Below are 25,875 nucleotides of genomic sequence, written 5' to 3'. Positions count from 1 at the left end.
GTTACTGAGACCGCGATGAGGAGATCACCTTCGACGCGAGCTGCGGCGGCATCGGCTCGTAGCGGAGGTGGTGGCGGCTGAAGCTGCCCGTGCCGTGCGAGAGCGAGCGCAGGTCGATGGCGTAGCGGGTCACCTCGACTTCCGGGACCTCGGCCCGGACCAGCGTGCGGCCGGTGCCGACCGGCTCAGTCCCGGTGACGCGGCCGCGCCTGGTGGACAGGTCGCTCATGACCGCGCCGACGTAGTCGTCCGCGACGAGCACCGACACTTCGAGGACCGGTTCGAGCAGTGAGATCTGCGCCTTCTCCGCGGCGTCTTTGAGAGCGAGCCCGCCGGCCATCTGGAAGGCCATGTCCGAGGAGTCGACGGAGTGCGCCTTTCCGTCTCGCAGCGTCGCCCGGACGTCGACCACCGGATAGCCCGCGGCGACGCCGCGTTCCATCTGCGCGCGGATGCCCTTCTCCACTGACGGGATGAACTGGTTGGGCACCGACCCGCCGTAGATCTTGTCGACGAACTCGAAGCCCGCTCCCTCCGGGAGTGGCTCGAAGTCGACGTCGCAGACCGCGAACTGACCGTGGCCGCCCGACTGCTTCACGTGCCGGCCGTGGCCGCTGGCCGCGCTCGAGAACGTCTCGCGCAGCGGCACCCGGAGCTCGACCCGCTCCACCGCGACGCCGTACTTGCTCGACAGCCGATCGATGAGGACGTCGGCGTGCGCCTCGCCCATGCACCACAGGATCAGCTGGGCCGTTTCGGTGTTGCGGTCGAGGCGCACCGTCGGCTCCTCGGCGACGACCCGTTGCAGCCCGGTCGAGAGCTTGTCCTCGTCGGCCTTGCTCTTCGCCTCGATCGCGACCGGCAGAAGCGGCTCCGGCATCTCCCAGGCGGCGACGAGCAGCGGGTCGTCCTTCGTCGACAGCGTGTCGCCGGTCTCGGCGCGGGCCAGCTTCGCGATGGCGACGATGTCCCCGGCGATGGCGTGGTCCACCGGGTGCAGCGTCTTGCCGAGGGGCACCGCGAGCGAGCCGACTTTCTCGTCCACGTCGTGGTCTTCGTGACCGCGCTCGGCGAGGCCGTGACCGGACACGTGCAGCACCGCGTCGGGTCGCAACGTGCCGGAGAAGACCCGGACCAGGGAGATGCGTCCGACGTACGGGTCGGTCGTGGTCTTGACGACCTCCGCGCACAACCGGGACGCCGGGTCGCAGACCAGCGGCTCGACGGGTGTGCCGTCCGGCCGGGTCACGGGCAGCTGCGGGTGCTCGAGTGGCGAGGGAAACGCGCCGGTGAGCACCTCGAGGAGCTCGGCCATGCCGAGCCCGCTGCCGGCGCACGCCGTCAGTACGGGGTAGAAGCTGCCGCGGGCGACCGCCGTCTCCAGGTCGTCGATGAGCACCTTCACGTCGATGTCCTCACCGCCCAGGTAGCGGTCCATCAACGTCTCGTCCTCGGACTCGGCGATGATCCCCTCGATCAGGGTGTTGCGGTGCTCCTGGATCAACGGCAGGTGCTCGGGGTCGGGATCGCGTTGGACCCGCTGCCCGCCGCTGTAGTCGACGACCTGCTGGGACAGCAGCCCGATCAGGCCCGCGACCTCGTCGCCGTCCCCGTGCAGCGGCAGGTAGATCGGGAGTACGCCGTCGCCGAACGCCTCCTGGCAGGCCGCCAGGGTCGCGTCGTAGTCGGCGCGGGGCGAGTCCAGCCTCGTGATCACGACGGCACGCGGCATGCCGACCGTCGCGCACTCCTCCCACATCATCCGCGTCGTGCCGTCGATCCCATCGGCCGCGCTGACGACGAACAGCGCAGCGTCCGCGGCGCGCAACCCGGCGCGCAGGTCACCGGTGAAGTCGGCGTAGCCGGGGGAGTCCAGGAGGTTGACCTTGACGCCGGCGTGCTCGAACGGGGTGAGGGTCAGGCTGATCGACCGCTGCTGGCGGATCTCCGCTTCGTCGAAGTCGCTGACCGTCGTGCCGTCCTCGACGCGGCCGGCCCGCGGGATCGTCCCGGTCGCGACGAGGAGTGCTTCGGCCAGCGTGGTCTTGCCGGCACCCGAATGGCCGACGAGCACGACATTGCGGATCCGCCCCGGCTCGTCGGCCACTGGTGCCCTGCCCGCGGCTCCTGAAGTGCTCGTCTTGTCGGCCATGGTTGCCTCCTCGTCTCGCCCCTCGGTTCGGACTGTCCTCCTGAAGTGCCGACCCGACAAGACCTCGACCGAGATCGATCTCGCTATCCTCAGCGCACGATGCTCGGCATCCACGCTCGCCCGCAGATCAACCGTGTGGTCGATCCCATTGCGCGCCGTATGGTCGCGATCGGCATCACTCCCGACGCGCTGACGGTCGTCGGCACGATCGGGGTCACCGGCGGTGCGCTCGGCTTCTATCCGCGCGGTCGGTTCCTCGTCGGCACGCTCGTCATCACCGCGTTCGTGTTCTCCGACCTCATGGACGGCGCAGTGGCGCGGGCTCGTGGCACGAGCGGCCCGTGGGGTGCGTTCCTCGACTCGACGCTGGATCGCGTCGGCGACGGGGCGGTGTTCGGCTCGCTCGCGCTCTGGTACGCCGGGCGGGGCAACAACACCACGCTGTGTGCGGTCGCGCTTTATGACCTCGTCGCCGGCGTCGTCACGTCGTACTCCAAAGCCCGTGCCGAAAGCCTCGGGATGACCGCGAACGTCGGCATCGCCGAGCGCTCCGAGCGGCTGATCGCGATCCTCGTGCTGACCGGGTTCTCCGGGATCTTCGGGCTGCCGGTGCTGCGCGCCATCGGCTTGTGGGGCCTCGCCGCCGCGACGTCGGTGACCGTGATCCAGCGGATCGTCGAGGTACGCCGTCAGGCGAAGCTGCTCCAGGCCCGAGCCGCCGCCTCTTGAACGAGAACCTCGCCGACGTCGTCTACGCGGCGGGCTGGGCGGTCATGCGCGGCATGCCGGAGCGGCTCGCCCGGCGGCAGTTCGACGCGATCGCCGATGCCTACTGGGTCCGGTCCGGCTCCGGCGTGATCACGCTGCACGACAACCTCGCCCGCGTGGTGCCCGACGCGAGCGACCGCGAGCTGCGACTGCTCACCCGCGACGGTGTCCGGTCCTACATGCGCTACTGGTGCGAGGTGTTCCAGCTGCCGAGCATGCGCAAGGACGACCTGATCGCCCGCACGCACTGCGTCGACGAGCAGCGGCTGCGCGACGCCGTCGCCGCAGGCAAGGGCATGATCCTCGCGCTGCCGCACATGGGGAACTGGGACCAGGCCGGGGCTTGGCTGGCGGGGACAGGGGTCCCGTTCACGACCGTCGCGGAGCGGATCAGGCCCGAGTCGCTGTTCAACCGGTTCGTGACCTTCCGCGAGTCCCTCGGGATGGAGGTCGTCCCGCTCACCGGTGGCGAGCGGGCGCCGTTCGAGCTGCTCGCCGAGCGGCTTCGAGCCGGCGGGACGCTGTGCCTGCTCGCCGACCGCGACCTGACCGCGACGGGCATCGAGGTCGACTTCTTCGGGTCCGGCGCCCGGATGCCCGCGGGCCCGGCTGCGCTCGCGCACGACACCGGCGCCGCACTCCTGCCGGTCACGTTGACCTTCCCCGACCGCCGGCACTGGCGCACCCGGATCCACGAGCAGATCGTGGTGCCGGACGAGGGTGACCGGGAGGCGAAGATCCGGGCGATGACCCAGCAGATGGCGGACGCCTTTGCCGAGGCGATCAGGACCGACCCGCAGGACTGGCACATGCTGCAGCGCGTCTGGGTGGATGATCTGGACACGTCGCGGTTGAGCGACAACCTCTCGGTCTGAGGCAGCCATGCGCATCGGCATCGTGTCGCCGTACCCGTGGGACATCCCCGGCGGCGTCGTCGCGCACATCGCCGACCTGACCGAAGCCCTGCTGGGGCGGGGCCACCACGTCGAGGTGATCACTCCCGTCGACGACGACGAGGTGCCGCTCCCGGCGTACGTGACCCGTGCCGGGCGCAGCGTGCCGATCCCGTACAACGGCTCAATCTCACGGCTGCTCATCGGTCCGGTCAGCCAGCTCCGACTGCGCCGGTGGTTGCACGACGGCGACTTCGACGTGCTGCACGTCCACTCCCCGGAGACCTTCTCGCTGTCGTTGCTCGCGCTGGGCAACGCGCGAGGGCCGATCGTCGCGACCTTCCACGCCGCCAACCCGAAGTCGCGGATCCTCAGCCTGCTGCAGACGCCGCTGCAGATCTACATGGAACGGCTCGCCGGCAGGATCGCGGTCTCCTCGGCCGCCCGTAAGACGATCGTCGAGCACCTCGGCGGCGACGCGGTCGTCGTGCCGAACGGCGTGCACGTCGGGCGGTACGCCGCAGCGGCCCCGCTGTCCGGCTGGCAACGCACGGACGCCGGGATCGGCCGGACGATCGGGTTCGTCGGGCGCGTCGACGAGCCCCGCAAGGGGCTGCAGGTCCTCTTCGACGCGCTGCCGACGCTGCGTGAGGAGTTCCCCGATTTGCAGGTGCTGGTCGCCGGACCGGGGGAGCCGCCCGCCGTGCCGCGGGGGGTGACGATGCTCGGCCGGGTGAGCGATGCCGACAAGGCGCGGCTGTACGCCTCGGTCGATGTGTTCGCTGCGCCCAACACCGGCGGCGAGAGCTTCGGGATCATCCTGCTGGAAGCGATGTCGGCGGGTGCCCCGATCGTCGCGAGCAACCTCGACGCCTTCGCGCAGGTGCTCGAGGGCGGCCGGCTCGGAGAGCTGACGGCGGTTGGGGACCCGGCCTCCCTCGCCGCGGGGTGCGCCGATCTGCTGCGGTCGGCCGAGCGTCGAGACGAGCTGCGCGAAGCCGCGCGTGCCGTCGTCACCCGGTACGACTGGTCGGTCGTCGTCGGGGAGATCTTGCGGGTCTATGAGACCGCGATCGCGGCCTCGACGGGCCACGTCGAGGAGGACCCCGACCTGATCGACACCGCCGCGTTCGAAACCCAGCTCCGCGGGCTGTAGCGTCGCGCGTTGTGGCGGTCAGGTTGGTCGCTCTTGCCGCCGTCCTTGCCGTCATCGCGCTCTACGGCGTGTTCACGGCTCGACGGCTCGACGGGCTGCACGCGAGGATCGACGCGGCCGCCGCGGCCCTCGACGCCCAGCTGCGCAAGCGCAGCGCATCGGTGGCGGTGCTGGTGGCGGAGCTGCCGGCGGCGCTCGGCGGCGGCGCTGCGACGGCCGTGTCGGGGACGCTCGCCGTCCGCGGCCTCGCCCACGACCGAGAGGTGGCCGAGAACCTGCTCTCCCGCGAGCTCGCCCGCCTCGCCGAGGAGCATCGACAGGTGTTCCTCGCACCGAGTGCGGCCGCAATCGACGTGCACGACGACGCGCTGCGGGCATCGATCGCCCGGCGCTTCTACAACGACACCGTTCGCGACGCGCTGGTGATCCGGGACCGTCGTACGGTCCGCTGGCTGCGGCTGGCCGGTCACGCGCCGCACCCGGCGTACTTCGAGATGGACGACGAGGAGCTGCCGACGCCGGCGAACTCAGTTGTCAAGCGGCATAAAGTTGAGGTGTGAGCACTTCGGAATCCGCGGCCTCGACCGGTACGGCGCGCGTCAAGCGCGGGATGGCGGAGATGCTCAAGGGCGGCGTGATCATGGACGTCGTCACCCCGGAGCAGGCGAAGATCGCCGAAGACGCCGGCGCGGTCGCGGTCATGGCGCTGGAGCGGGTGCCCGCGGACATCCGTGCCGAAGGCGGCGTCTCCCGGATGAGCGACCCCGACATGATCGACGGGATCATCGCGGCGGTGTCCATCCCCGTCATGGCGAAGGCCCGGATCGGCCATTTCGTCGAGGCGCAGGTGCTTCAGTCGCTCGGCGTGGACTACATCGACGAGTCCGAGGTGCTGACCCCGGCCGACTACGCCCACCACATCGACAAGTGGGCGTTCACCGTGCCGTTCGTCTGCGGCGCGACGAACCTCGGCGAGGCGCTTCGCCGGCTCACCGAGGGTGCGGCCATGATCCGCTCGAAGGGTGAGGCCGGGACCGGAGACGTGTCCAACGCGGTGACGCACATGCGCTCGATCCGCGGCGAGATCCGCCGGCTGGCCGGGATGAGCGAGGACGAGCTCTACGTCGCGGCGAAGGAGCTGGCGGCGCCGTACGAGCTGGTCAAGGAGGTCGCCGAGACCGGTGCCCTTCCCGTGGTGCTGTTCACCGCCGGAGGCATCGCCACGCCCGCCGACGCCGCGATGATGATGCAGCTCGGGGCGGACGGCGTGTTCGTCGGCAGCGGCATCTTCAAGTCCGGCGACCCTGCGGCGCGGGCGCGGGCGATCGTCCAGGCGACCACGATGTACGACGACGCCGACGTGGTCGCGAAGGTCAGCCGCGGTCTCGGTGAGGCGATGGTCGGCATCAACGTCGAGTCGCTGCCGGTCGACCACCGGCTGGCTCAGCGCGGCTGGTGAGTGCAGTCCCCGACATCGGGGTTCTGGCGCTTCAGGGCGACGTTCGCGAGCACCGCGCAGCGCTCGAGGCCTGCGGCGCGCGGGTGAGGGCCGTTCGACGTCCGGATGAGCTCGGCGCGCTCGACGGGATCGTGATCCCCGGCGGAGAGTCGACGACGATCGGCAAGCTGCTGGTGACCTTCGAGCTGCTCGAGCCGCTGCGCAAGGCGATCGCCTCGGGGCTGCCGGCGTACGGCTCGTGTGCGGGGATGATCCTGCTGGCCGACCGCATCCTCGATGGCACCTCCGACCAGGTGGCGCTCGGCGGCATCGACATGACCGTCCGTCGCAACGCGTTCGGCCGTCAGGTCGACTCGTTCGAGGCAACGGTCGACGTGGCCGGGCTCGGCGAGGTGGACGGGGTGTTCATCCGCGCTCCGTGGGTCGAGCAGCTCGGTCCGACGGCGACCGCTCTCGCTCGCCACGACGGTAGAATCGTCGTAGTGCGGCAGGGAACGCTGCTCGCGACGGCCTTCCACCCGGAGTTGACCGGCGACCCGCGCATCCACGAGCTCTTCGTCTCGATCGTCAAGGAGAACGCGCAGTGAGCGGCCACTCGAAGTGGGCGACGACCAAGCACAAGAAGGCCGTCGTCGACGCCCGGCGCGGCAAGCTGTTCGCCAAGCTGATCAAGAACATCGAGGTCGCGGCTCGTACCGGAGGCGGCGACCCGGCCGGCAACCCGACGCTGGCCGACGCGATTGCGAAAGCCAAGGGCAACTCCGTCCCCAACGACAACATCGACCGCGCGGTGCGCCGCGGATCCGGCGTGGACGCCGGCGGCGCCGACTGGGAGGCGATCACCTACGAGGGCTACGGCCCGGGTGGCGTCGCCCTTCTCGTCGAGTGCCTCACGGACAACCGCAACCGCGCCGCGTCCGAGGTCAGGACCGCGCTCTCGCGCAACGGCGGGTCGCTGGCCGACCCCGGCAGCGTCGCGTACCTGTTCAACCGCAAGGGTGTCGTGCTGGTCGCCAAGGCTGACGGGCTGTCCGAGGACGACGTCCTCGGCGCGGTGCTCGACGCCGGCGCCGAGGAGGTCAACGACCTCGGCGAGGAGTTCGAGGTGATCTCCGAGGCCACCGACAACCCCGCCGTACGCGCCGCGCTCGAGGCGGCCAACATCCCCGTCGAGTCTGCCGACACCGCCTTCCTGCCGTCGGTCTCGGTGCCCCTCGACGACGAGAACGGCCGCAAGGTGCTGCGCCTCGTCGAGGCGCTCGAGGACTGCGACGACGTCCAGAACGTCTGGGCCAACTTCGACGTCAGCGACGAGGTCCTCGAGTCCGTCTAGCCGATCCGTGAGCCGGTGGATACCGCCGGAGGTACCGCGCGGCTCACAAAGGTCCACGACAGTTGGGACAGGGCCGCAGGACGCCCGTCCATCCCTGCTGACGCAGAACCTCCGCCTGCTCGGCCGCCACCTGACAGGGACGATCAACGACGTCTGCCCAGCCGTAGCGAAGGTGTCGGAGCCCGGCGATCTCGCTTCGGTTGTCGCGGCGCATGTCCCGCCATCGTTCGCGGGTTCGGTCGTGGCCGAGGCGTCCGTCGAGCTCGATGTGCAGGCCGAACTCCTCGATCACGACGTCGAGATACTCGACGTGGCTTCCGCAGCGACGAACCTGCCGGCGACCCGCCGGCAGACCGTGGCGGCGTCGGATGGCTGCGTCTCGGAGCTCGAGCGGTGACTGCGCGCCGGCGGCAATGTCTGGCAGCGCGTCCAAGATCAGCGGGCGCCATCGGGTACGAGGCTTCGCCAGCACTGCGCTCCGCAATCGGAACGCAGTCGTCGTACGAGTACGAACGGCGTCGCCGATCAGGCCAAGTGCGGCGTCGGCACTGTTCCTTCCGGCCAGCAGGTCGAGCACGGTTCTTTCGATCGTGGTGCGCCGCGGCGACAGGCACGGATGGATCTCGTCAGCGACCAGGGTGCGGGATCGGTGCAGGGTGAGTCCGACCTGCTCGTCGACCTGGCGGGGGTAGGGAACGAGCAGATGGACTTCGGGCGGAGTTCGACAGAGTCGCCACAAAGCGCCGGCGGACTCGTGGCTGAGCACGCTGCTCGCTCCTGCGTAGAGCAATGCGGCGTGGTGAACTGTCTCGGCCGGGAGCGGCCCGCTGAACGTGACATAGACCCGCGGGAAGGGTGACTGCCACCGGCCGCTCGCCACCAGACGATGAACCTGTCGCTTGCTCAGGCCCGCAGCCAGGCACTGGTCCAGACTTGTGGCGCCGCCGCGGTCAAGCCCAAGGGCTTCGGGTCGGTCGATCATCGGTGCAAGATGCAGTCAGCAGTCAGCAGTCAGCAGTGAGCGTCGAGCGGGGCGTCGACGCTTGGTGCGGAAGTTGCTCAGTCCGTGAGCCGGTGGATACCGCCGGAGGTACCGCGCAGCTCACAGTTGGGTTTGGGCGCGTCGCTGCGTCGTCCGCGGGCCGGTCACCGTTAATGTTCTTCCGAACGTATGTTCGGAAGAACGGGGCGAGCGGTGCGGGTGCTGGGCGTTGATCCGGGGCTGACCCGGTGCGGGCTGGGCGTGGTCGACGGCGCCCCAGGTCGTTCGCTCGACGCGGTGGCCTACGACGTCGTACAGACCCCGCCGACCGACGACGTCGCGCACCGGCTGCTCGCGATCGACCGCCAGATCGCGGACTGGATCGAGCGCCACCGCCCCGATGTCGTCGCCGTCGAGCGGGTGTTCAGCCAGCACAACGTCCGGACCGTCATGGGTACGGCGCAGGCGGCCGCAATGGCGATCACCGCAGCGGCCCGGGCCGGAGTCCCGGTGGCGATGCACACGCCGAGTGAGGTCAAGGCCGCGATCACCGGCTCCGGACGTGCCGAGAAAGCGCAGGTCGGCCACATGGTGGCCCGCATCCTGAACCTCGCTGGGGCGCCGAAGCCGGCGGACACCGCCGACGCGCTCGCGCTGGCGATCTGCCACGTGTGGCGAGGAGCGGCGATGGCGCGGCTGGCGCAGGCGCAGCAAACGACGCACGCACAGCAAGCACAGCACGCACAGCGCACCCGCGTGGCCGCGGCGGCCGCCCGATGATCGCCACGATCAGCGGGGTCGTGGCGCTGGTCAGCGCTGACGGCGCCGTCGTCGAGGTCGGCGGCATCGGGGTGGCGGTGCAGTGCACGCCGGCGACGCTCGCGACGCTGCGGGTGGGGGAGCACGTGCGGCTGGCGACCAGCCTGGTCGTGCGAGAGGACTCGCTGACCCTGTTCGGCTTCGCCACCGACGACGAGCGGTCGGTGTTCGAGACGTTGCAAGGCGTCACCGGGGTCGGACCGAAGCTCGCCCAGGCGGTGCTTGCCGTGCTGAGCCCCGACGCGGTTCGCGCCGCCGTCGCCACCGACGACGTCGGAGCGCTGACCTTGGTCTCCGGCGTGGGCCGCAAGGGCGCGCAGCGCCTGGTGCTCGAGCTGAAGGACAAGCTCGGCGCGCCGAGCGGTGGCGGGGCGACCGTGGTCCGGCTGCCGGGGCAGAACCCGGGCGCCTGGCGCGACCAGCTGCGCGACGCGCTGACCGGCCTCGGCTGGTCGGGGCGTGAGGTCGACGACGCGCTGGTGGCGGTGGGTCCCGAGGCGGAGGCGGCGATCGCGGTGGGCGACGCCCCCAACATCTCCGCTCTGCTGCGTTCCTGCCTGCAGATGCTGAGCCGGGCCTAGGCGAACCATGGCGGAGTCCGAAGACCTGGTGTCGGCGTACGCAGGTGCCGACGAAGAGGTGATCGACGCCGCGCTGCGCCCCAAGCGGCTCGACGACTTCGTCGGACAGCCGCGGGTCAGGGAGCAGCTCGCCGTGGTGCTCGACGCCGCGCGGGGGCGTGGCCGCCCCCCGGACCACGTTCTGCTGTCCGGCTCGCCGGGTCTCGGCAAGACGACGTTGGCGATGATCATCGCCAACGAGCTCGGCGCGCCGTTGCGGATCACCAGCGGGCCGGCGATCGAGCGGGCCGGCGATCTTGCGGCGCTGCTGTCGACGTTGGGCGAGGGGGAGGTGCTCTTCCTCGACGAGATCCACCGGATGGCGCGCCCCGCCGAGGAGATGCTCTACGTCGCCATGGAGGACTTCCGGGTCGACGTCGTGGTCGGCAAGGGACCGGGCGCGACCGCCATCCCGCTCGACGTCGCGCCGTTCACGCTGGTAGGCGCAACCACCCGCGCCGGCCTGCTCCCGGGTCCGCTGCGGGACCGGTTCGGCTTCGTCGCCCACCTCGACTTCTACTCCCCGGAAGAGCTCGAGACCGTGCTGCGCCGCAGCGCCACGCTGCTCGAGGTCACGCTGACCCCCGACGGCGCGGCCGAGATCGGCGGGCGGGCGAGGGGCACGCCGCGAATCGCCAACCGGTTGCTGCGACGGGTGCGTGACTACGCGGAGGTGCGCGCCGACGGCATCGTCAACCGCGAGGTGGCGCAGGCTGCTCTGGCGATGTACGACGTCGACGAGCTCGGCCTGGACCGGCTCGACCGGGCTGTGCTCGAGGCGCTGATCGTCCGCTTCGACGGCGGACCGGTCGGCCTCACCACGCTCGCCGTCGCGGTCGCCGAGGAGCCCGAGACCGTCGAGACCGTCGCTGAGCCGTTCCTCGTCCGGGCCGGGTTGCTCGCCCGCACGCCGCGCGGCAGGGTCGCGACGCCGGCTGCCTGGCGGCATCTGGGACTGCGCCGGCCGCCTCTCGGTGGAGTCGGCGACGCGGCGATGCTGCCCTTGATCGACCTCGACGATCAAGGTGCCGACGTAGACTGACCCACCGGTTGGCGGAGGAGTCTCGCCGACTCATCGGCTTGTCGAGGAGAGGGCGAGGCGCGTGCACGCCAGTTTGCTGGCCAGGGCCGTGTTGGCGCTGCCCGCGGCGAGCAGCAGCGGCGGCAGCACCAGCGGCGGCAGCAGCGCCGGTGGGAGCAGCTTCGCGCCGTTCCTGCTGCTGATCGTCCTGTTCTTCCTCGCCTACCTGCTGTTCATCCGTCCCGCCCGCAACCGGCAGCGTGCCGCGGTCGAGTCCGCCCGCAAGGCGGCACCCGGTGACGAGATCATCACCACCTCAGGTTTGCTCGCCACGGTGGTGGAGGTGAACGACGACGCGCTGACCCTCGAGATCGCTCCGGGTATCAGGGTGCGCTACGTGCCCGCCGCCATCCTGCGGGTGCTCGGCGACGAGCCGGAGGAGGGTTCGCCCGACGTGACGAACCACGAGGTCATCGAGGAGCCGGAAAACCCGCCTGACCCGACGGACGGCCCGACCGGCACGTAGCGGTCGAAGCAACGACGGTCGGCGTAGTACTCACTCCCGGAAAGGCAGACACGAACGTGGCACAAGCCACCAAGGCACGTCCAGGCAGAGCCCTGGCCGGGATGGCGCTGTTGATCGTCGGGCTCTACCTCGGCGTGTTCCTGGGCCCGTCGGCGACGCCCGCGCTCGGTCTGGATTTGCGGGGCGGCACCCAGGTGACCCTCACTGCCGAGCCGCTTCAGGGCAAGGGCGGGATCACCAAGAGCGAGCTCAACCAGGCGGTCGACATCATTCGCAACCGAGTCAACGGGCTCGGCGTGGGCGGTGCCGACGTCACGACGCAGGGCAGCAACCACATCATCATCTCGGTGCCCGGCAAGGGACGAAACAAGATCGTCGCCACCGTCGGCCAGACCGCGCTGCTGCGTTTCCGCCAGGTGCTCGGGGTCGGCAACTACGTGCCGGCGCCGACCACGACCACGTCGCCGAGCGCGTCCCCGACGGTGTCGATCTCCCCGGGCAAGTCGTCCAAGACCGCGAAGGGCACCACGCCCGGCAAGACGTCCTCGCGCAAGACGAAGTCGAACGGCGACGCGCTGACCTCCGCGTTGCTCGCCAAGCCGACCGTGACGCCGACCCCGACGCCCACGCCCACCGCGTCGGTGACATCGACCACCAGCCCCGCGGTCACGCCGTCGCCGAGCGCGAGCAGCCTTGCCTCGCAGACCAGCGACCAGCCGCTGCCGGGCAGCGAGTCGGCGACGCTGACCTCGGCGTTCGAGACGTCGTTCGCGAACTGGGACTGCTCGAAGCACCCGAACCCGACGAACGGCAACGACATCCCGGGCGACTACATCATCGCCTGCGACCCGTCCACGTCGCCGAACTACAAGTACCTGCTCGCGCCCGCCGCGATCGAGGGGACGCAGGTCAAGACGGCGTCGGCGGGCCTGAGCACCCAGGGCGTCGACTGGCAGGTCAACCTGACGTTCAACGGGTCGGGCTCGTCGGCTTGGTACAACCTGACCAAGAAGGCCTACGAAGCGACCGGGAGCAGCTCCAGCGGTTACGGCAGCTGCAGTCCCCCCAAGGGCTGCAACGGGGTCGCCATCACTCTCGACGGTGTCGTGCAGTCCGCGCCCGCTAGTCAGACCGACGGCATTGCCGGCGGCCTCACCGACATCACGGGCAACTTCAGCCAGAGCCAGGCGACCGATCTCGCCGACGTACTCAAGTACGGCTCGCTGCCGCTGAAGTTCGGCCAGTCGGATGTGGAGACGGTGTCGGCAACGCTCGGCTCGAACCAGCTGCACGGCGGTCTGATCGCCGGTGCGATCGGACTGGCCCTGGTCATCTTGTTCTCCCTGCTCTACTACCGAGCGCTCGGGCTGGTGACCATCGGCAGTCTCGCGGTGTCGGGCTTGATTCTGTACGCCGTGACGACGCTGCTCGGCCACTCGTCGGTCGGGTACACCCTGTCGCTGCCAGGCATCGCAGGCTTCATCGTCGCGGTCGGTATCACCGCGGACTCCTTCGTCGTCTACTTCGAAAGACTTCGCGACGAGGTGCGTGAGGGCCGGCGGCTGCGCAGCGCGGTGGACCGGGCGTGGCCCCGGGCGCGACGGACCATCCTGTCGGCGGACACGGTCTCGCTGCTCGCCGCGCTGATCCTCTACATCGTCTCCATCGGCGACGTACGCGGGTTCGCCTTCACGCTGGGTCTGTCGACGCTGTCCGACCTGCTGATCGTGTTCTTCTTCACCAAGCCGTTGCTGACCATCCTCGGCCGCCGCCCGGCGTTCGACTCCGGCAAGGCGTGGACCGGCATCGGGCGCGCCCGCGCCGGCGTGACACGAGACGCCGACGATGAACGGTCCAGTCGGCCCGCCCGCGGGAAGGTGGCGAACTGATGGCGCGCAACGACGCCGACTCACTGGCTACCAAGCTCTATCGCGGTGAGGTCTCCTACAACTTCATCGGCCGCAGGCTGTGGTGGTACGTCGGCTCCGGGATCGTGATCCTGGTCGGCATCGTCAGCCTTGCCGTGCAAGGCCTGAACCCGTCGATCGACTTCAAGGGCGGAGCCCAGTTCCTCGGGCCGCTCAACGGCCACTCGCTGTCGGACGTCACGGACGCGGTGAGCTCGACCGGCATCACGCCCGAGGTGTCGGAAACGGTCGGCAGCGGGTCGGCCAAGCAGTTCGACGTCCAGACGGTGACCCTCACCAACACCCAGGTCGTGAAGATCGAGGACGCGCTGAGCAGCAAGCTCGGCATCACCGAGGACCAGATCAGCCCGACCACGGTCGGTTCCAACTGGGGCTCGCAGATCACCCACAAGGCGATTGAGGGTCTGATCATCTTCCTCATCGCCGTGATCGTCTATCTGTCGATCCGCTTCGAATGGAAGATGGCGCTCGCCGCGATCATCGCGCTGCTCCACGACCTCGTGATCACGGCCGGCATCTACTCGCTGTCGGGCCTGCAGGTGAGCCCGTCGACCGTCATCGCGCTGCTGACGATCCTCGGTTACTCGCTCTACGACACCGTCGTCGTGTTCGACAAGGTGCGGGAGAACACCGCGAGCATCGCCGGCGGCAGCCGCATGACGTTCAGCCAGGCGACGAACCTCGCCGTCAACCAGACGCTGGTGCGTTCCATCAACACCTCCGTCATCGCGCTGCTGCCCGTGATCGGTCTGCTCGTGATCGGTGCCGGCTTCCTCGGCGCCGGCTCACTGAAGGACCTGTCCTTCGCGCTGTTCATCGGTCTGGCGTCCGGGGCGTACTCCTCGATCTTCATCGCCTCGCCCCTGTTGTGCGACTTCAAGGAGCGGGAGGCGACCTACCAGCAGCTGGCGAAGCGGGTCGCGACGCGGCGGGAGCGGGAGGCCGTCTCGGCCCCGGCCGTCGCGACCGCCGCAGGCCCGATCCCGGCGGACGTCGCACCTGAGGTGCTGACACCGGCCGACCTCGCCGCTGCCGAGGGCGAGGCGCCCCGCCCGCGCCGTACCGGCGCCCCGCCGAAGGCGGGTGCACGGCCCGCCGGTCGCCGGCGCCCGGGCGGTGGTAACAGGTCGCGCAAACGGAGGTGAGCCCGCTCGACCTCGAAGCCGTCATGCGTACCCGGGTGCGCGACGTCGAGGGGTTCCCCGAGCCGGGAGTGACCTTCAAGGACATCACTCCGCTGCTCGCCGACCACGTCGCCTTCGCCGGTGCAGTGGACGCCATCGTGAGCCACCACGGCCGCGGCACCATCGACAAGGTCGCCGGGATCGAGGCTCGAGGATTCATCCTCGCCGCCGCGGTCGCCTACCACTTCGGCGCCGGCTTCGTCCCAGTCCGCAAAGCCGGGAAGCTGCCGAGCGCGACGTACTCCTCGGCCTACGTCCTCGAGTACGGCGAAGCCGTCCTGGAGGTGCACCGCGACGCGTTCTCCGCGGGGGAACGCGTGCTGATCGTGGACGACGTGCTGGCGACTGGCGGCACTGTCGCGGCGGCCGCCGACCTGGTACGGCGCGGCGGCGCGCGAGTGGTCGGGTGCAGCGTGCTGCTGGAGCTCGAGGCGCTCGGCGGTCGAGCGAAGCTCGGCGATCTCGAGGTCCAGGCACTCCTTACCTACTGACTTGCGGCGGTTGCGGCGCGGTCGCCGCAAATGGCTCGAAGTAGCCATGGATACGTACGGCTCACGCGCAGATGCTTCAACTACCCAGTCTGCCCAGTGAGGGGAACACCGTGCGTTTTCACTCTGTCGTGTCATCCGGCATCGCCGTTGGCGCGGCCGCGACGATCACCGTCCTGACCGCCGCGACCGCCGTCGCCGCCACACCGAAAGCCGCCTCGGCGGCGCCCAAGCATCCCGTCGCCGCGTTGAGCGTCTCGACGAGCAAGCCGGCGGTCGGCACCGATGTCGTCGCCAACGCGAGCCGCAGCCGTCTGCCGAAGGGCGATGTGCTGCGCAAGGCGAAGGTGACCTTCGGTGACGGCACCGCCATCAGCCTTGCCAACCTGAAGACTCGCGCGAGCCACGCCTACGCCAAGCCGGGAACGTTCAACGTCGTGCTGACGATCGTCGACCGGCACGGCGTGAAGGTGACCAAATCCAAGTCCGTGACGGTCCACGCCGCGCCGGCCAAGACGCCCCCGGCGTCGTCCGGCTTGCCGGTCACGGTGCCCAGCGGGGTGACCTCGAAGTCGCTGATCTCCTCCCTCGGCCTGTCCTCGGCGACGCTGTCGAGCGTCGCGTCGCGCGTCGGCATTCCGGCGAGCACCCTCACCGACCTTCCCGTCGGCTTCCTCGGGCTGCTGCCCGGCGGCGACCTGACCGGTGCGACGTTGCCGAGCCTGCCGGGTCTGTCGGGGCTGCCGACCTCGGGCGACCTCGTCTCGCTGCTCGAGTCCACCCTCGGCGGACTGCCGTTCTCGTTGCCGACGGGCGGTGGCCTGACCGGCTCCCAGCTGATCGGCTCGGTGCCTTCGACGGTGCTGTCGGCGGTGCAGCTGTCGACGCTGTCGACGTTGTTCGGGGTGCCGACGTCGGTGCTGTCGGGACTGCCGTTGAGCATCCTGAGCCTGCTGCCCGGCAACCTCGTCCAGATCGTCGCCTCGACCGGCCTTCCGATCAGCATCCCGGCGGGACTGTCACCCGACGCCTTGATCTCTTCCCTCGGCCTGTCGTCGACAGCGTTGTCGAGCATCTCCTCGCTGACCGGTATCGCGTCGAGCACGCTCGGCGGTCTGCCGGTCGGCTTCCTGAGCCTGCTGCCGGTCAGCGACCTCACCGGGGCCGGCTTGCCCAGCCTGCCGGGCCTGTCGAGTCTGCCCGTCGTCGGCAACCTGCTCGGGGAGCTGCTCGCCGGCCTGCCGATCTCCGTGCCCGCGACGGTCTCGCCGTCGACCCTGATCTCTGCTCTGCCCGCGGGCGTGCTGTCGGCGCTGCAGCTCGACACTCTCTCGACGTTCCTCGGCGTCCCGACGTCGGTGCTGAGCACCCTGCCGGTGAACGTCGTGACGCTGCTCCCGACCGGCCTGTTCTCCGGTCTCTAGGAAGTAGTCAGGCTCTCGGAGCGTTGTAACGCTTCGAGAGCCTGACTGCTTGCGATCGTTAGACTCGGAAACGAGGCAGCGAAGGGGATTGGCGTCATGTCGAGCGAGATCGTCCCGACGGCGGACGAACTCGTGCCCGACGCCCCTGAGCTCACCGCGCTGCCCGACCCGGTCACGACGTACGAGGCCATCGCGGAGCCCGCCGCTGCGGCCCGGATGCGCGGTCGGCTGGCGCGGCTGTCGGGCAGCTCCAAGGCAGCACCACCGCCGGAGCTCGAGCCGCTGCTCAAGACGCTGCGAACCCACCATCCGAAGGCGGACCTGCGGATGGTGGTCCGCGCCTACGACGTCGCTGAGCGTTCCCATCGCGGACAGCAGCGACGCAGCGGCGACGCCTACATCTCCCATCCGCTCGCGGTGGCGCAGATCGTCGCCGACATCGGCATGGAGGCGCCCACCCTGTGCGCCGCGCTGCTGCACGACACGGTCGAGGACACGACGCTGTCCCTCGCGGACGTCACCCGGGACTTCGGCGACGAGGTGGGCCGACTCGTCGACGGCGTGACCAAGCTCGACAAGGTCCGCTACGGCGAATCGGCGGAGGCCGAGACCATCCGCAAGATGGTCGTGGCGATGGCGAAGGACCCGAAGGTCCTCGTCCTCAAGCTGGCCGACCGGCTGCACAACGTGCGGACGTTGATGTGGTTGCCGCCGGACAAGCAGCAGCGGCTCGCCAAGCAGACGCTCGAGATCTACGCCCCGCTCGCCCACCGGCTCGGCATGAACACGATCAAGTGGGAGCTGGAGGATCTGTCCTTCGCGACGTTGTATCCGAAGCGGTACGACGAGATCGTCCGGCTGGTTGCCGAGCGCGCTCCGTCTCGGGACACGTACCTGGCCGGGGTGAGCGCACGGGTGCAGACCGAGCTCCGCGCGGCGAAGGTGAAGGCGGTCGTGACCGGCCGCCCGAAGCACTACTACTCGATCTACCAGAAGATGGTCGCAGGCGGTCGCGAGTTCGACGACATCTACGACCTCGTCGGGGTGCGGATCACCGTCGACACCGAGCGTGACTGCTATGCCGCGGTCGGGGTGATCCACACGATCTGGTCGCCGGTCCCGGGCCGGTTCAAGGACTACATCGCGATGCCCAAGTTCAACCTCTACCAGTCGCTGCACACGACGGTGATCGGGCCGCAGGGCAAGCCGGTCGAGATCCAGATCCGCACCCACGAGATGCATCGCACCGCTGAGTACGGCATCGCCGCGCACTGGAAGTACAAGGAGACGAAGACGTCACCGCGCAGCGGTCCGGACACCGAGATCAGCTGGCTGCGCCAGCTCGTCGACTGGCAGCGTGAGACACAGGACCCGGGGGAGTTCCTCGACTCGCTGCGCTTCGACCTGCACGCCCAGGAATGCTTCGTCTTCACTCCGAAGGGCGACGTCATCGGGCTGCCGGCGGGCGCGACCGCCGTCGACTTCGCCTACGCGGTCCACACCGACGTCGGGCACCGCTGCATCGGCGCCCGGGTCAACGGTCGCCTGGTCCCGCTGGAGTCGGCGCTCGAGAACGGCGACGTCGTCGAGGTGTTCACCTCGAAGTCGGAGACCGCGGGTCCCAGCCGGGACTGGCTGTCCTTCGTCAAGTCCCCGCGGGCGCGCAACAAGATCCGGCAGTGGTACGCCAAGGAGCGGCGCGAGGACGCGATCGAGGCCGGAAAAGAGTCGCTGAGTCGCGCGATGCGCAAGGCCGGTCTGCCGCTGCAGCGGCTGCTCGGCGGTGACGCGCTCGTGACGCTGGCGAAGGACATGCACTACGCGGACGTGTCCTCGCTCTACGCCGCGGTCGGCGAGAACCACGTCTCGGCGCAGTCGGTCGTCAGCCGCCTGGTCCAGGCGCTGGGTGGACCCGACGGCGCCGTCGAGGACATCGCAGAGACCGAGACGGCCACCCGGGCCCCGCGTCGCCATCGCTCGGGCGGTGACCCCGGCGTACTCGTGAAGAACGAGTCCGACGTCTGGGCCAAGCTCGCCCGCTGCTGCACCCCGGTCCCGGGCGACGAGATCCTCGGCTTCGTCACCCGCGGACACGGGGTGTCGGTGCACCGCACCGACTGCTCGAACGCCGCCAACCTGACCAGCCAGCCCGAACGTCTCGTCGAAGTCGAGTGGGCGCCGACGTCAGGCTCGGTGTTCCTCGTCGCGATCCAGGTCGAGGCGCTCGACCGCAGCCGGTTGCTCGCCGACGTGACGCGGGTACTGTCCGACGCCCACGTCAACATCCTCTCGGCGTCGGTGAGCACGTCGCGAGACCGGGTTGCGCTGTCGAAGTTCACCTTCGAGATGGGCGACCCGAAGCACCTCGGTCATCTGCTCGGGGCGGTTCGCAACGTGGAAGGCGTGTACGACGCCTACCGGGTGACCTCGGGGCTGTAAGGCCTAGCTCGCCGCGGGGGCGCCCTTGGTCACCGTGAAGGTCTCGATGACCACCGGCTGAAGCGGCGCGCCGTCACCCGGCGGGTTGCTGCCGGCGGCGGCGACCCGCTTGATGACGTCGAGGCCGGACGTGATGTGCCCGAACGGGGTGTAGGCCGGCCCGAGCTGTGAGGGCCCGTACACCAGGAAGAACTGGCTGCCGCCGGTGTTGGGGCCGGCGTTGGCCATGGCGACCGTGCCGACCGGGTACGTCGCGCCGGCGAGGTTCTCGTCCGGGATCGTGTAACCGGGCCCGCCCGTGCCGGTACCGGTCGGATCGCCGCACTGCAGCACGTCGATCCCCGAGGTGGTCAGCCGGTGGCACTTCGTGTCGCTGAAGAAGCCCTTGCTCGCCAGGAAGTTGAACGAGTTCACCGTGTGCGGGGCCGCCTTGCCGTCCATCGCGACGACGATCGTGCCGCAGTTGGTGACGATCGTCGCGGTGTAGGTCGTCGGCGAGATCGTCATCTTGGGTTCGCTGGCGTAGCTCTGATGCTTGGTCTGCAGCGGCGGTGGCGGAGTGCAGCCGTTCTGGTTCAAGGCCGTCGAGCTCGTTGCCGGCGAGACCTGTGCCGAGCCGGCCCCCGACCCACCGCTGCTCGAGCTGCCGCAGCCGGCAGCCACAGCGAGGACCGGAAGGCAGAGCAGCGCCGCAACACCTGAGATGCGCATCCGCTAGCTCGGGTTCTTCACGGACTTGGCCTCGACCAGGAAGACCAGCGTGTCGTTCGGTTCGATGCCGGCGCTCGGCTGACCGGCCGCGCCGTACCCGAGTGCGGCCGGGATGATCAGCTCACGGGTGCCGCCGGCCTTCATGCCGATCAGGCCCTGGTTCCAACCCGGTATCACGCTGGCCGACCCCAGCGGCGAGACCGGGAAGGTCTTCACCGGCGGGTGCAGCCACGACGCGTCGAACACCTTGCCGGTGTCACAGGACACGCCCGTGTAGAGGACCTTGACGGTCGCCCCCTTCTTGGCGGCGGGTCCGTGGCCGACGGTGACGTCCTTCGTGACGAGCTTGTCGGTCAGCGGCCCTTTCACCTGGGGCACGACGGGCGAGCCCTTGGTCGGGGGGTTCGGCTTGATGGTCGCGCAGGTCTTCGGCGCGGCGGGTGTCGGCGACGTCGACGTCGACGCGCTCGGCGACACGGTGCTGCCGGCACCGCCGGCCTTCTTGCCGGACCCGCCCCCGGTGAAGACGGTGAAGGTCAGGATCAGCAGGACGGCCACGACCACGGCGGTGCCGGTGACCGCCCCGATGATCGTGTTGCGGCGCTTGGCCTGCGCACGGCGTTCGATCTCGGCCTGACGCCTGCGCTCGTATCGGCGGCGCGCGAGCTCGCGCTCACGACGTCGACTGGTCGCCACGTGATCCTCCGGCTCATCTGCAACGGCAAACGACTCGGGAGTCTAGGAGGTCGCCGACTAGGCTGGCCTGAAAGACGCCTGAAAGGACTTTCGTGCTCGTCGTCGGCTTCCCTGCCGGGCCTTTCGAGACCAACTGCTGGGTGGTCGCGCCCGATCGCGGTGAGCAGTGTGTGGTGATCGACCCGGGCGTCGACGCCGAGGACCGCCTCGACGAGGTGCTCGCGTCACACCACCTTGCGCCGGTGGCGGTGCTGTTGACGCACGGCCACCTGGACCACACGTGGGCCGTTGCGCCGGTCTGCGGCGCCAAGGACATCCCGGCCCTGATCCACCCTGCCGACCGCGCGATGCTGACCGACCCGACGATGGGTCTGGGCGTGCCGCCCGGAACGCCGATCTTCGGGCGTCTCGAGTGGACCGAGCCCAGCGACGTCCGCGAGCTCAGCGACGGCGAGACGCTCACCCTCGCCGGCATGGACTTCGCGGTGGACTGGGCACCGGGCCACACGAAGGGGTCGGTGACGTTCACCGCCGGCACCGACTTCTTCTCCGGCGACCTGCTGTTCGCGGGCTCGATCGGCCGCACCGACATGCCAGGCGGTTCGTACGCCGAGATCCTCGACTCGCTGAGCCGGATCCCGCTGCGGCTGCCCGACGAGTTCGTCGTCCGTCCCGGGCACGGTCCCGAGACCACCATCGGTCGCGAGCGCGCGATGAACCCGTTCCTCGTCGAGCTCGCGCAGGAGCGCGCCGAGCGCCTGCCGCCGGTGACCCGGGGCCTGTAGGCGATGCCCAAGCCCGCCCCGATGTCGGGGTTCCCCGAATGGCTGCCGTCGCAGCGGATGATCGAGCAGCACGTCGTCGACTCGCTGCGCGAGACGTTCGAGCTGCACGGGTTCGCCCCGATCGAGACCCGTTCGGTCGAGCCGCTCGACCAGCTCCTGCGCAAGGGGGAGACCGACAAGGAGATCTACCTGCTCCGCCGGCTGCAGGCCGACGCGGACGACAGTGACTCCGGCATGGGGCTGCACTTCGACCTGACGGTGCCGTTCGCGCGCTACGTCCTCGAGAACTCCGGCAAGCTCGACTTCCCGTTCCGCCGCTACCAGATCCAGAAGGCGTGGCGGGGGGAGCGGCCGCAGGAGGGCCGCTACCGGGAGTTCCTGCAGGCCGACATCGACGTGGTCGACCGTGACGAGCTGCCGTTCCACTACGAGGTCGAGCTGCCCCTCGTCGTCGCGGAGGCGCTCGCCAAGCTGCCGCTGCCGCCGATCCGGATGCACGTCAACTCCCGCAAGATCGCCGAGGGCTTCTACCGCGGCCTGGGCATCACGGACTACCCGGCCGTGCTGCGCACCGTCGACAAGCTCGCGAAGATCGGTCCGCAGAAGGTGCGCGCCCTGCTGACCGAGACAGCGGGATGCAGCGAGTCGCAAGCCGACGCCTGCCTCGGGCTCGCCGAGATCACCGCGAGCGACGCCTCGTTCGTCGAACGGGTCCGCGCCCTCGGTGTCACCGACGATCTGCTCGGCGAGGGTCTGGACGAGCTGACGCGTGTGATCGAAGCCGGACGGGAGCACGCGAGCGGGCTCTTCGTCGCCGATCTGAGCGTCGCGCGCGGCCTCGACTACTACACCGGCACGGTGTACGAGACGGTGCTGGTCGGCCACGAGCATCTCGGGTCGATCAGCTCCGGCGGCCGTTACGACGCGCTCGCATCCGACGGCGACGTGACTTACCCGGGCGTGGGCCTTTCGATCGGCGTCACCCGGGTGCTCGGTCGGCTCTTCGGCCAGGGCTTGCTCGACATCAGCCGCAAGGTGCCGACCTGCGTGCTGGTGGCCCTGCCGGACGAGGAATCCCGGGGCCGGTGCATGGCAATCGCGGCGCAGCTTCGCCGGCGTGGCATCGCCAGCCAGGTCGCACCGGCTGCGGACAAGTACGGCAAGCAGATCAAGTACGCCGAGCGTCGCGGCATCCCGTTCGTGTGGTTCCCGCAGGAGGCCGGTCCGGGCCAGGTCCGCGACATCCGCTCCGGTGAGCAGGTCGACGCCGACCCGGACGTCTGGACGCCGCCGGCCGGCGACCTTCGCCCGGCCATCACAGGAGGAGTGCAGTGATCCGCACCCACGAGGCCGGCCGCCTTCGCAGCGGTGACGTCGGCACCGACGTCACGCTGGCGGGCTGGGTGGCACGTCGCCGTGACCACGGCGGGGTCACCTTCATCGACCTGCGCGACGCCAGCGGCATCGTGCAGGTCGTCTGCCGGGACATCGCCGAGGTTGCGCAACTGCGCAGCGAGTGGTGCATCAGCGTCAAGGGCACGGTCGCGGCACGCACGGAGGGCAACACGAACGAGGCGCTCGCCACCGGAGACGTCGAGGTCGTCGCCTCCGAGGTGACGGTGCTCAGCTCTTCCGAGCCGGTGCCGTTCCCGATCGAGGGCTCCGACGACATCGAGTCGGGCGTCGACGAGACGCTTCGGTGGCGACACCGCTACCTCGACCTTCGTCGTACCGGGCCGGCGCGCGCGATCAGAACCCGCGCCAAGATCCTGTCGGTCATTCGCCGGGTGATGGAATCGCACGGCTTTCTCGACATCGAGACGCCCTATCTGACGCGCTCGACCCCGGAGGGCGCCCGGGACTTCCTGGTCCCGGTCCGGCTGCAACCCGGCCACTGGTACGCGCTGCCGCAGTCGCCGCAGCTGTTCAAACAGCTGCTGATGGTGGGCGGTCTGGAGCGGTACTACCAGATCGCGCGTTGCTTCCGTGACGAGGACTTCCGCGCGGATCGCACCGCCGAGTTCACCCAGCTCGACATCGAGATGTCCTTTCTCGACGAGGAAGACATCTTCGCGTTGACCGAGGAGCTGCTGGCCACGCTGTGGCGTGAGGTGGTCGACGTCGAGCTGCCGACGCCGTTCATGCGGATGACCTACGCGGAGGCGATGCGTCGGTACGGCTCGGACAAGCCCGACCTGCGATGCGACCTCGAGCTCGTCGACCTGACCGACCTGATGTCCGGCACCGAGTTCCGGGTGTTCCAGGCCGAACACGTCGGAGCGGTGGTCGTGCCCGGGGGCGCGTCCTACAGCCGGCGGGAGCTCGACGAGTGGCAGGAGTGGGCGAAGTCGCGCGGCGGGAAGGGCATCGCTTGGCTGCTGATCCCGGAGGACGGCGAACCGAGGGGCTCGATCACGAAGCTCGAAGCCGATCGGCTCGAGGCGATTCCCGCGGCGGCGGGAGCTCGGGCGGGCGATGCGATCCTGTTCGCGGCCGGTCCGCGTCGTACGACGCTCGAGCTGCTCGGAGCATTGCGACTCGCTGTGGCGCGCCAGCAGAACCTGTTGCGTGAGGGCGAGTGGCGCTTCCTCTGGATCGTCGGCGCCCCGATGTTCGAGCCGACGGACGACGGCGGCTGGACCGCCGTCCACCACCCCTTCACCGGGCCGACCGCGGACTGGGCGGACACCTTCCACGTCGATCCTGAGCACGCTCTGGCCCGGGCCTACGACGTCGTCGGGAACGGCGTGGAGCTCGGCGGCGGGTCGATCAGGATCCACCGCGGGGAGATGCAGCAGCGGGTGTTCGACACCATCGGGCTGACCCGTGACGAGGCGCAGAACAAGTTCGGCTTCCTGCTCGAGGCGTTCAAGTACGGTCCGCCGCCACACGGCGGCATTGCGTTCGGCATCGACCGGCTGGCGGCCGAGCTGGTCGGCACCGACGCCATCCGCGAGGTGATGGCGTTCCCGAAGGCCTCCAGCGGCGGTGACCCGCTGACCGGCGCGCCGACGCCGATCACGCCCGACCAGCGCAAGGAAGCCGGGATCGACGTCATCTCCGAATAGGGACGAGGGTCAGCGCGCCAGCAGCGTCGGCTTCGTCGGGTTCGCGACGTCCAGACCGTAGAGGTAGTCCGCGCCACTTGTGGCACCCGTTCGCGGCGCCACCCACAGCAGCCGGCCGGCGACGAGCGCCGGCTGACTGATCGCACCGAAGTGCAGCCCTGGCCAGCTGCGGCTGGCCAGGACAGCACCGGCGGAGTTGACGAGCCGGTACTGCAGCGACCGGCGCTTGCCGAGCTCTTCGTCGAAGACGATTGCGAAGGCGTCGGCGCCGACCTGGGTCATGCGCGGCTGGCCGACGATGTCGGTCTTGGTCCGTGGTGGGTTGCGGGTCAGCCACTCGAACTTCGTGGTGCCCGCGGTGACGTCGGTCGACAGCAGATAGACGTTGGGCAGGTACGACGGCTTGTTGCCGCGGACGCCGTGGAGTGGGTGATCCTGCGGGTCCGAGACCCCGGTGGTCAGCACTCCCGAAGGTCCGACGGCGAGTCCGTTCGCGGTCGCGCCGGTGAAGTTGTCGCCGACGCTGCCGGGGAACTTCAGGATCTCGAGGCGCTTGACCATGCAGTCGCTACAGACGCCGGGAAGCCCGGTGTCATAGCCCTTGATGACGTCGAGAGTGAGCGCTCGCGGATAGGCGTCGCCGTGGTCGAGGAAGTAGGCCAGCGTCCCGTCGGTGGTGACGAATTGGTTGAACGAGTGCGACACGTACGTCGAGGCCGTCGCTGCCGCGGTCATCGTGGCGGTGTCGACCACGAAGGCCATCGACGCCTCGTGGTGCTCGCCCGGGCCTGCCGTGGCGTAGACGAGCCGAGACATGTTGACGAGCAGATGCGTGCCCAGCATCGCCATCGACGGGGCGCCGGTTGCGGGCGCGAAGTTCACGCCGCCGGAGATCGCCCCGCTGGTGAGCTTGGCGATGCCGACCTGGTCGAGCGACGCGTCGTACTTCCGGACCGCGACGACGTCGCGGGCGTCGGAGTCGTCGTTGTTGGCGTGCGTCGTGAGGACGTAGAGGCTGCCGTCGGAGGCGAGATAGTCGTCGACGACCTTCCAGCCGCCGGAGAGCCGGATTGTCTTCTGTGACGTGACGCGGTACGTCGCGGGGTCGACCGTCTCGACGACCAGCACGCCCGAGTTCGGACGCAGCCGGCTCACTTCGAGCGCACCGGATGCGGTGGCGGCAAGGTCGTAGCCGTCGATCAGCGCCCAGTTCGCGTACGGGTAGTTCTGGTGACACACCCCGCACTTGGGCGGGTAGGCACTGTCCGCCGCGTAGCTGCCGACCGCGGTGAGCGCGTGCGCCGGCAGCGCCTCGCCCGCGGTCGCGGGTGCAACGGCGGCGGCAGCCGGCCCGGCACCTGCGGCGAGCAGGGTGGCCGCGGCAAGGAACGATCGCAACCGCATGGCCGTCATGGGCGGCTCA

General features: G+C 69.8%; 24 protein-coding genes. 19 read left to right on the top strand and 5 right to left on the bottom strand.

Annotated features, from left to right (window positions below):
• Nucleotide 1: 1 nt before the first annotated feature.
• Nucleotides 2-2,152, bottom strand: a complete 2,151-nt coding sequence (locus VG899_06525) for an elongation factor G-like protein EF-G2 (protein HWA66011.1) — start codon at nt 2,150-2,152, stop codon at nt 2-4.
• Between the two features lie 99 nt (nt 2,153-2,251).
• On the opposite strand from VG899_06525, the gene VG899_06520 reads away from it, so the two are divergent.
• Genes VG899_06520 through VG899_06490 form a run of 7 tightly spaced genes read left to right on the top strand, consistent with a single transcriptional unit; the run spans nt 2,252 to nt 7,761 of the window.
• Nucleotides 2,252-2,881: a CDP-alcohol phosphatidyltransferase family protein gene (locus VG899_06520; GenBank protein HWA66010.1), complete on the top strand. Its 630-nt coding sequence runs from the start codon at nt 2,252-2,254 to the stop codon at nt 2,879-2,881.
• Nucleotides 2,878-3,795 carry a phosphatidylinositol mannoside acyltransferase gene (locus VG899_06515; GenBank protein ID HWA66009.1) on the top strand — a complete coding sequence of 306 codons (918 nt, stop codon included), beginning with the start codon at nt 2,878-2,880 and terminating at the stop codon, nt 3,793-3,795. Before VG899_06520 ends, VG899_06515 begins: the two co-directional genes overlap by 4 nt.
• A gap of 7 nt (nt 3,796-3,802) precedes the next feature.
• Entirely contained in the window at nt 3,803-4,969 is a 1,167-nt protein-coding gene (locus VG899_06510) for a glycosyltransferase family 4 protein (GenBank protein ID HWA66008.1), read from the top strand.
• Nucleotides 4,970-4,980: 11 nt separating this feature from the next.
• Complete coding sequence (locus tag VG899_06505) at nt 4,981-5,529, top strand: NUDIX hydrolase (protein HWA66007.1); 549 nt, start codon at nt 4,981-4,983, stop codon at nt 5,527-5,529.
• Nucleotides 5,526-6,428, top strand: coding sequence for a pyridoxal 5'-phosphate synthase lyase subunit PdxS (gene pdxS / locus VG899_06500; protein HWA66006.1), 903 nt, complete (start codon nt 5,526-5,528; stop codon nt 6,426-6,428). Before VG899_06505 ends, pdxS begins: the two co-directional genes overlap by 4 nt.
• Nucleotides 6,429-6,442: 14 nt before the next feature.
• A complete protein-coding gene (gene pdxT, locus VG899_06495) occupies nt 6,443-7,015 on the top strand; it encodes a pyridoxal 5'-phosphate synthase glutaminase subunit PdxT (GenBank protein HWA66005.1) in 573 nt (190 codons plus the stop codon).
• Nucleotides 7,012-7,761: a YebC/PmpR family DNA-binding transcriptional regulator gene (locus tag VG899_06490; GenBank protein HWA66004.1), complete on the top strand. Its 750-nt coding sequence runs from the start codon at nt 7,012-7,014 to the stop codon at nt 7,759-7,761. The genes pdxT and VG899_06490 overlap by 4 nt, the downstream gene beginning before the upstream one ends.
• A gap of 43 nt (nt 7,762-7,804) precedes the next feature.
• On the opposite strand, the gene VG899_06485 is transcribed toward VG899_06490, so the two are convergent.
• Nucleotides 7,805-8,743: a hypothetical protein gene (locus tag VG899_06485; GenBank protein HWA66003.1), complete on the bottom strand. Its 939-nt coding sequence runs from the start codon at nt 8,741-8,743 to the stop codon at nt 7,805-7,807.
• A 213-nt stretch (nt 8,744-8,956) separates the two neighbouring features.
• Here VG899_06485 and ruvC point away from each other — a divergent pair, with 213 nt between their 5' ends.
• From ruvC to VG899_06440, 9 genes are all read left to right on the top strand, one after another.
• Entirely contained in the window at nt 8,957-9,523 is a 567-nt protein-coding gene (gene ruvC, locus VG899_06480; protein HWA66002.1) for a crossover junction endodeoxyribonuclease RuvC, read from the top strand.
• Nucleotides 9,520-10,143 (top strand): Holliday junction branch migration protein RuvA, encoded by a 624-nt coding sequence (gene ruvA / locus VG899_06475; protein ID HWA66001.1) that lies wholly within the window; start codon nt 9,520-9,522, stop codon nt 10,141-10,143. The genes ruvC and ruvA overlap by 4 nt, the downstream gene beginning before the upstream one ends.
• Nucleotides 10,144-10,150: 7 nt before the next feature.
• Nucleotides 10,151-11,224 (top strand): Holliday junction branch migration DNA helicase RuvB, encoded by a 1,074-nt coding sequence (ruvB, locus tag VG899_06470; GenBank protein ID HWA66000.1) that lies wholly within the window; start codon nt 10,151-10,153, stop codon nt 11,222-11,224.
• A 61-nt stretch (nt 11,225-11,285) separates the two neighbouring features.
• Entirely contained in the window at nt 11,286-11,729 is a 444-nt protein-coding gene (gene yajC, locus VG899_06465; GenBank protein ID HWA65999.1) for a preprotein translocase subunit YajC, read from the top strand.
• A 56-nt stretch (nt 11,730-11,785) separates the two neighbouring features.
• Nucleotides 11,786-13,618 (top strand): protein translocase subunit SecD, encoded by a 1,833-nt coding sequence (gene secD / locus VG899_06460; protein ID HWA65998.1) that lies wholly within the window; start codon nt 11,786-11,788, stop codon nt 13,616-13,618.
• On the top strand, nt 13,618-14,802 hold the full coding sequence (gene secF, locus VG899_06455; protein HWA65997.1) for a protein translocase subunit SecF: 1,185 nt from the start codon (nt 13,618-13,620) through the stop codon (nt 14,800-14,802). The genes secD and secF overlap by 1 nt, the downstream gene beginning before the upstream one ends.
• Before the next feature lie 23 nt (nt 14,803-14,825).
• Nucleotides 14,826-15,332, top strand: a complete 507-nt coding sequence (locus VG899_06450) for an adenine phosphoribosyltransferase (protein HWA65996.1) — start codon at nt 14,826-14,828, stop codon at nt 15,330-15,332.
• Nucleotides 15,333-15,442: 110 nt separating this feature from the next.
• Nucleotides 15,443-16,753, top strand: a complete 1,311-nt coding sequence (locus VG899_06445) for a PKD domain-containing protein (GenBank protein ID HWA65995.1) — start codon at nt 15,443-15,445, stop codon at nt 16,751-16,753.
• A 96-nt stretch (nt 16,754-16,849) separates the two neighbouring features.
• Nucleotides 16,850-19,192, top strand: a complete 2,343-nt coding sequence (locus VG899_06440) for a bifunctional (p)ppGpp synthetase/guanosine-3',5'-bis(diphosphate) 3'-pyrophosphohydrolase (protein ID HWA65994.1) — start codon at nt 16,850-16,852, stop codon at nt 19,190-19,192.
• 3 nt (nt 19,193-19,195) lie between these two features.
• On the opposite strand, the gene VG899_06435 is transcribed toward VG899_06440, so the two are convergent.
• Nucleotides 19,196-19,903, bottom strand: a complete 708-nt coding sequence (locus tag VG899_06435) for a peptidylprolyl isomerase (GenBank protein HWA65993.1) — start codon at nt 19,901-19,903, stop codon at nt 19,196-19,198.
• Nucleotides 19,904-19,906: 3 nt separating this feature from the next.
• Nucleotides 19,907-20,599, bottom strand: coding sequence for an FKBP-type peptidyl-prolyl cis-trans isomerase (locus tag VG899_06430; GenBank protein ID HWA65992.1), 693 nt, complete (start codon nt 20,597-20,599; stop codon nt 19,907-19,909).
• 92 nt (nt 20,600-20,691) lie between these two features.
• Between VG899_06430 and VG899_06425 the strand changes: the two genes are divergently transcribed.
• The 3 genes from VG899_06425 to aspS are packed head-to-tail and all read left to right on the top strand — an operon-like array spanning nt 20,692 to nt 24,452.
• Complete coding sequence (locus VG899_06425) at nt 20,692-21,384, top strand: MBL fold metallo-hydrolase (protein HWA65991.1); 693 nt, start codon at nt 20,692-20,694, stop codon at nt 21,382-21,384.
• A gap of 3 nt (nt 21,385-21,387) precedes the next feature.
• Entirely contained in the window at nt 21,388-22,719 is a 1,332-nt protein-coding gene (gene hisS / locus VG899_06420) for a histidine--tRNA ligase (GenBank protein ID HWA65990.1), read from the top strand.
• A complete protein-coding gene (aspS, locus tag VG899_06415; protein HWA65989.1) occupies nt 22,716-24,452 on the top strand; it encodes an aspartate--tRNA ligase in 1,737 nt (578 codons plus the stop codon). The genes hisS and aspS overlap by 4 nt, the downstream gene beginning before the upstream one ends.
• 9 nt (nt 24,453-24,461) lie before the next feature.
• On the opposite strand, the gene VG899_06410 is transcribed toward aspS, so the two are convergent.
• Nucleotides 24,462-25,865, bottom strand: a complete 1,404-nt coding sequence (locus tag VG899_06410; protein ID HWA65988.1) for a hypothetical protein — start codon at nt 25,863-25,865, stop codon at nt 24,462-24,464.
• Between the last annotated feature and the right edge of the window lie 10 nt (nt 25,866-25,875).

The sequence above is a fragment of the Mycobacteriales bacterium genome, assembly GCA_035550055.1.
GTDB lineage: Bacteria > Actinomycetota > Actinomycetes > JAFAQI01 > JAFAQI01 > DASZTV01.
This window is presented reverse-complemented; position numbering and strand designations above follow the sequence as displayed.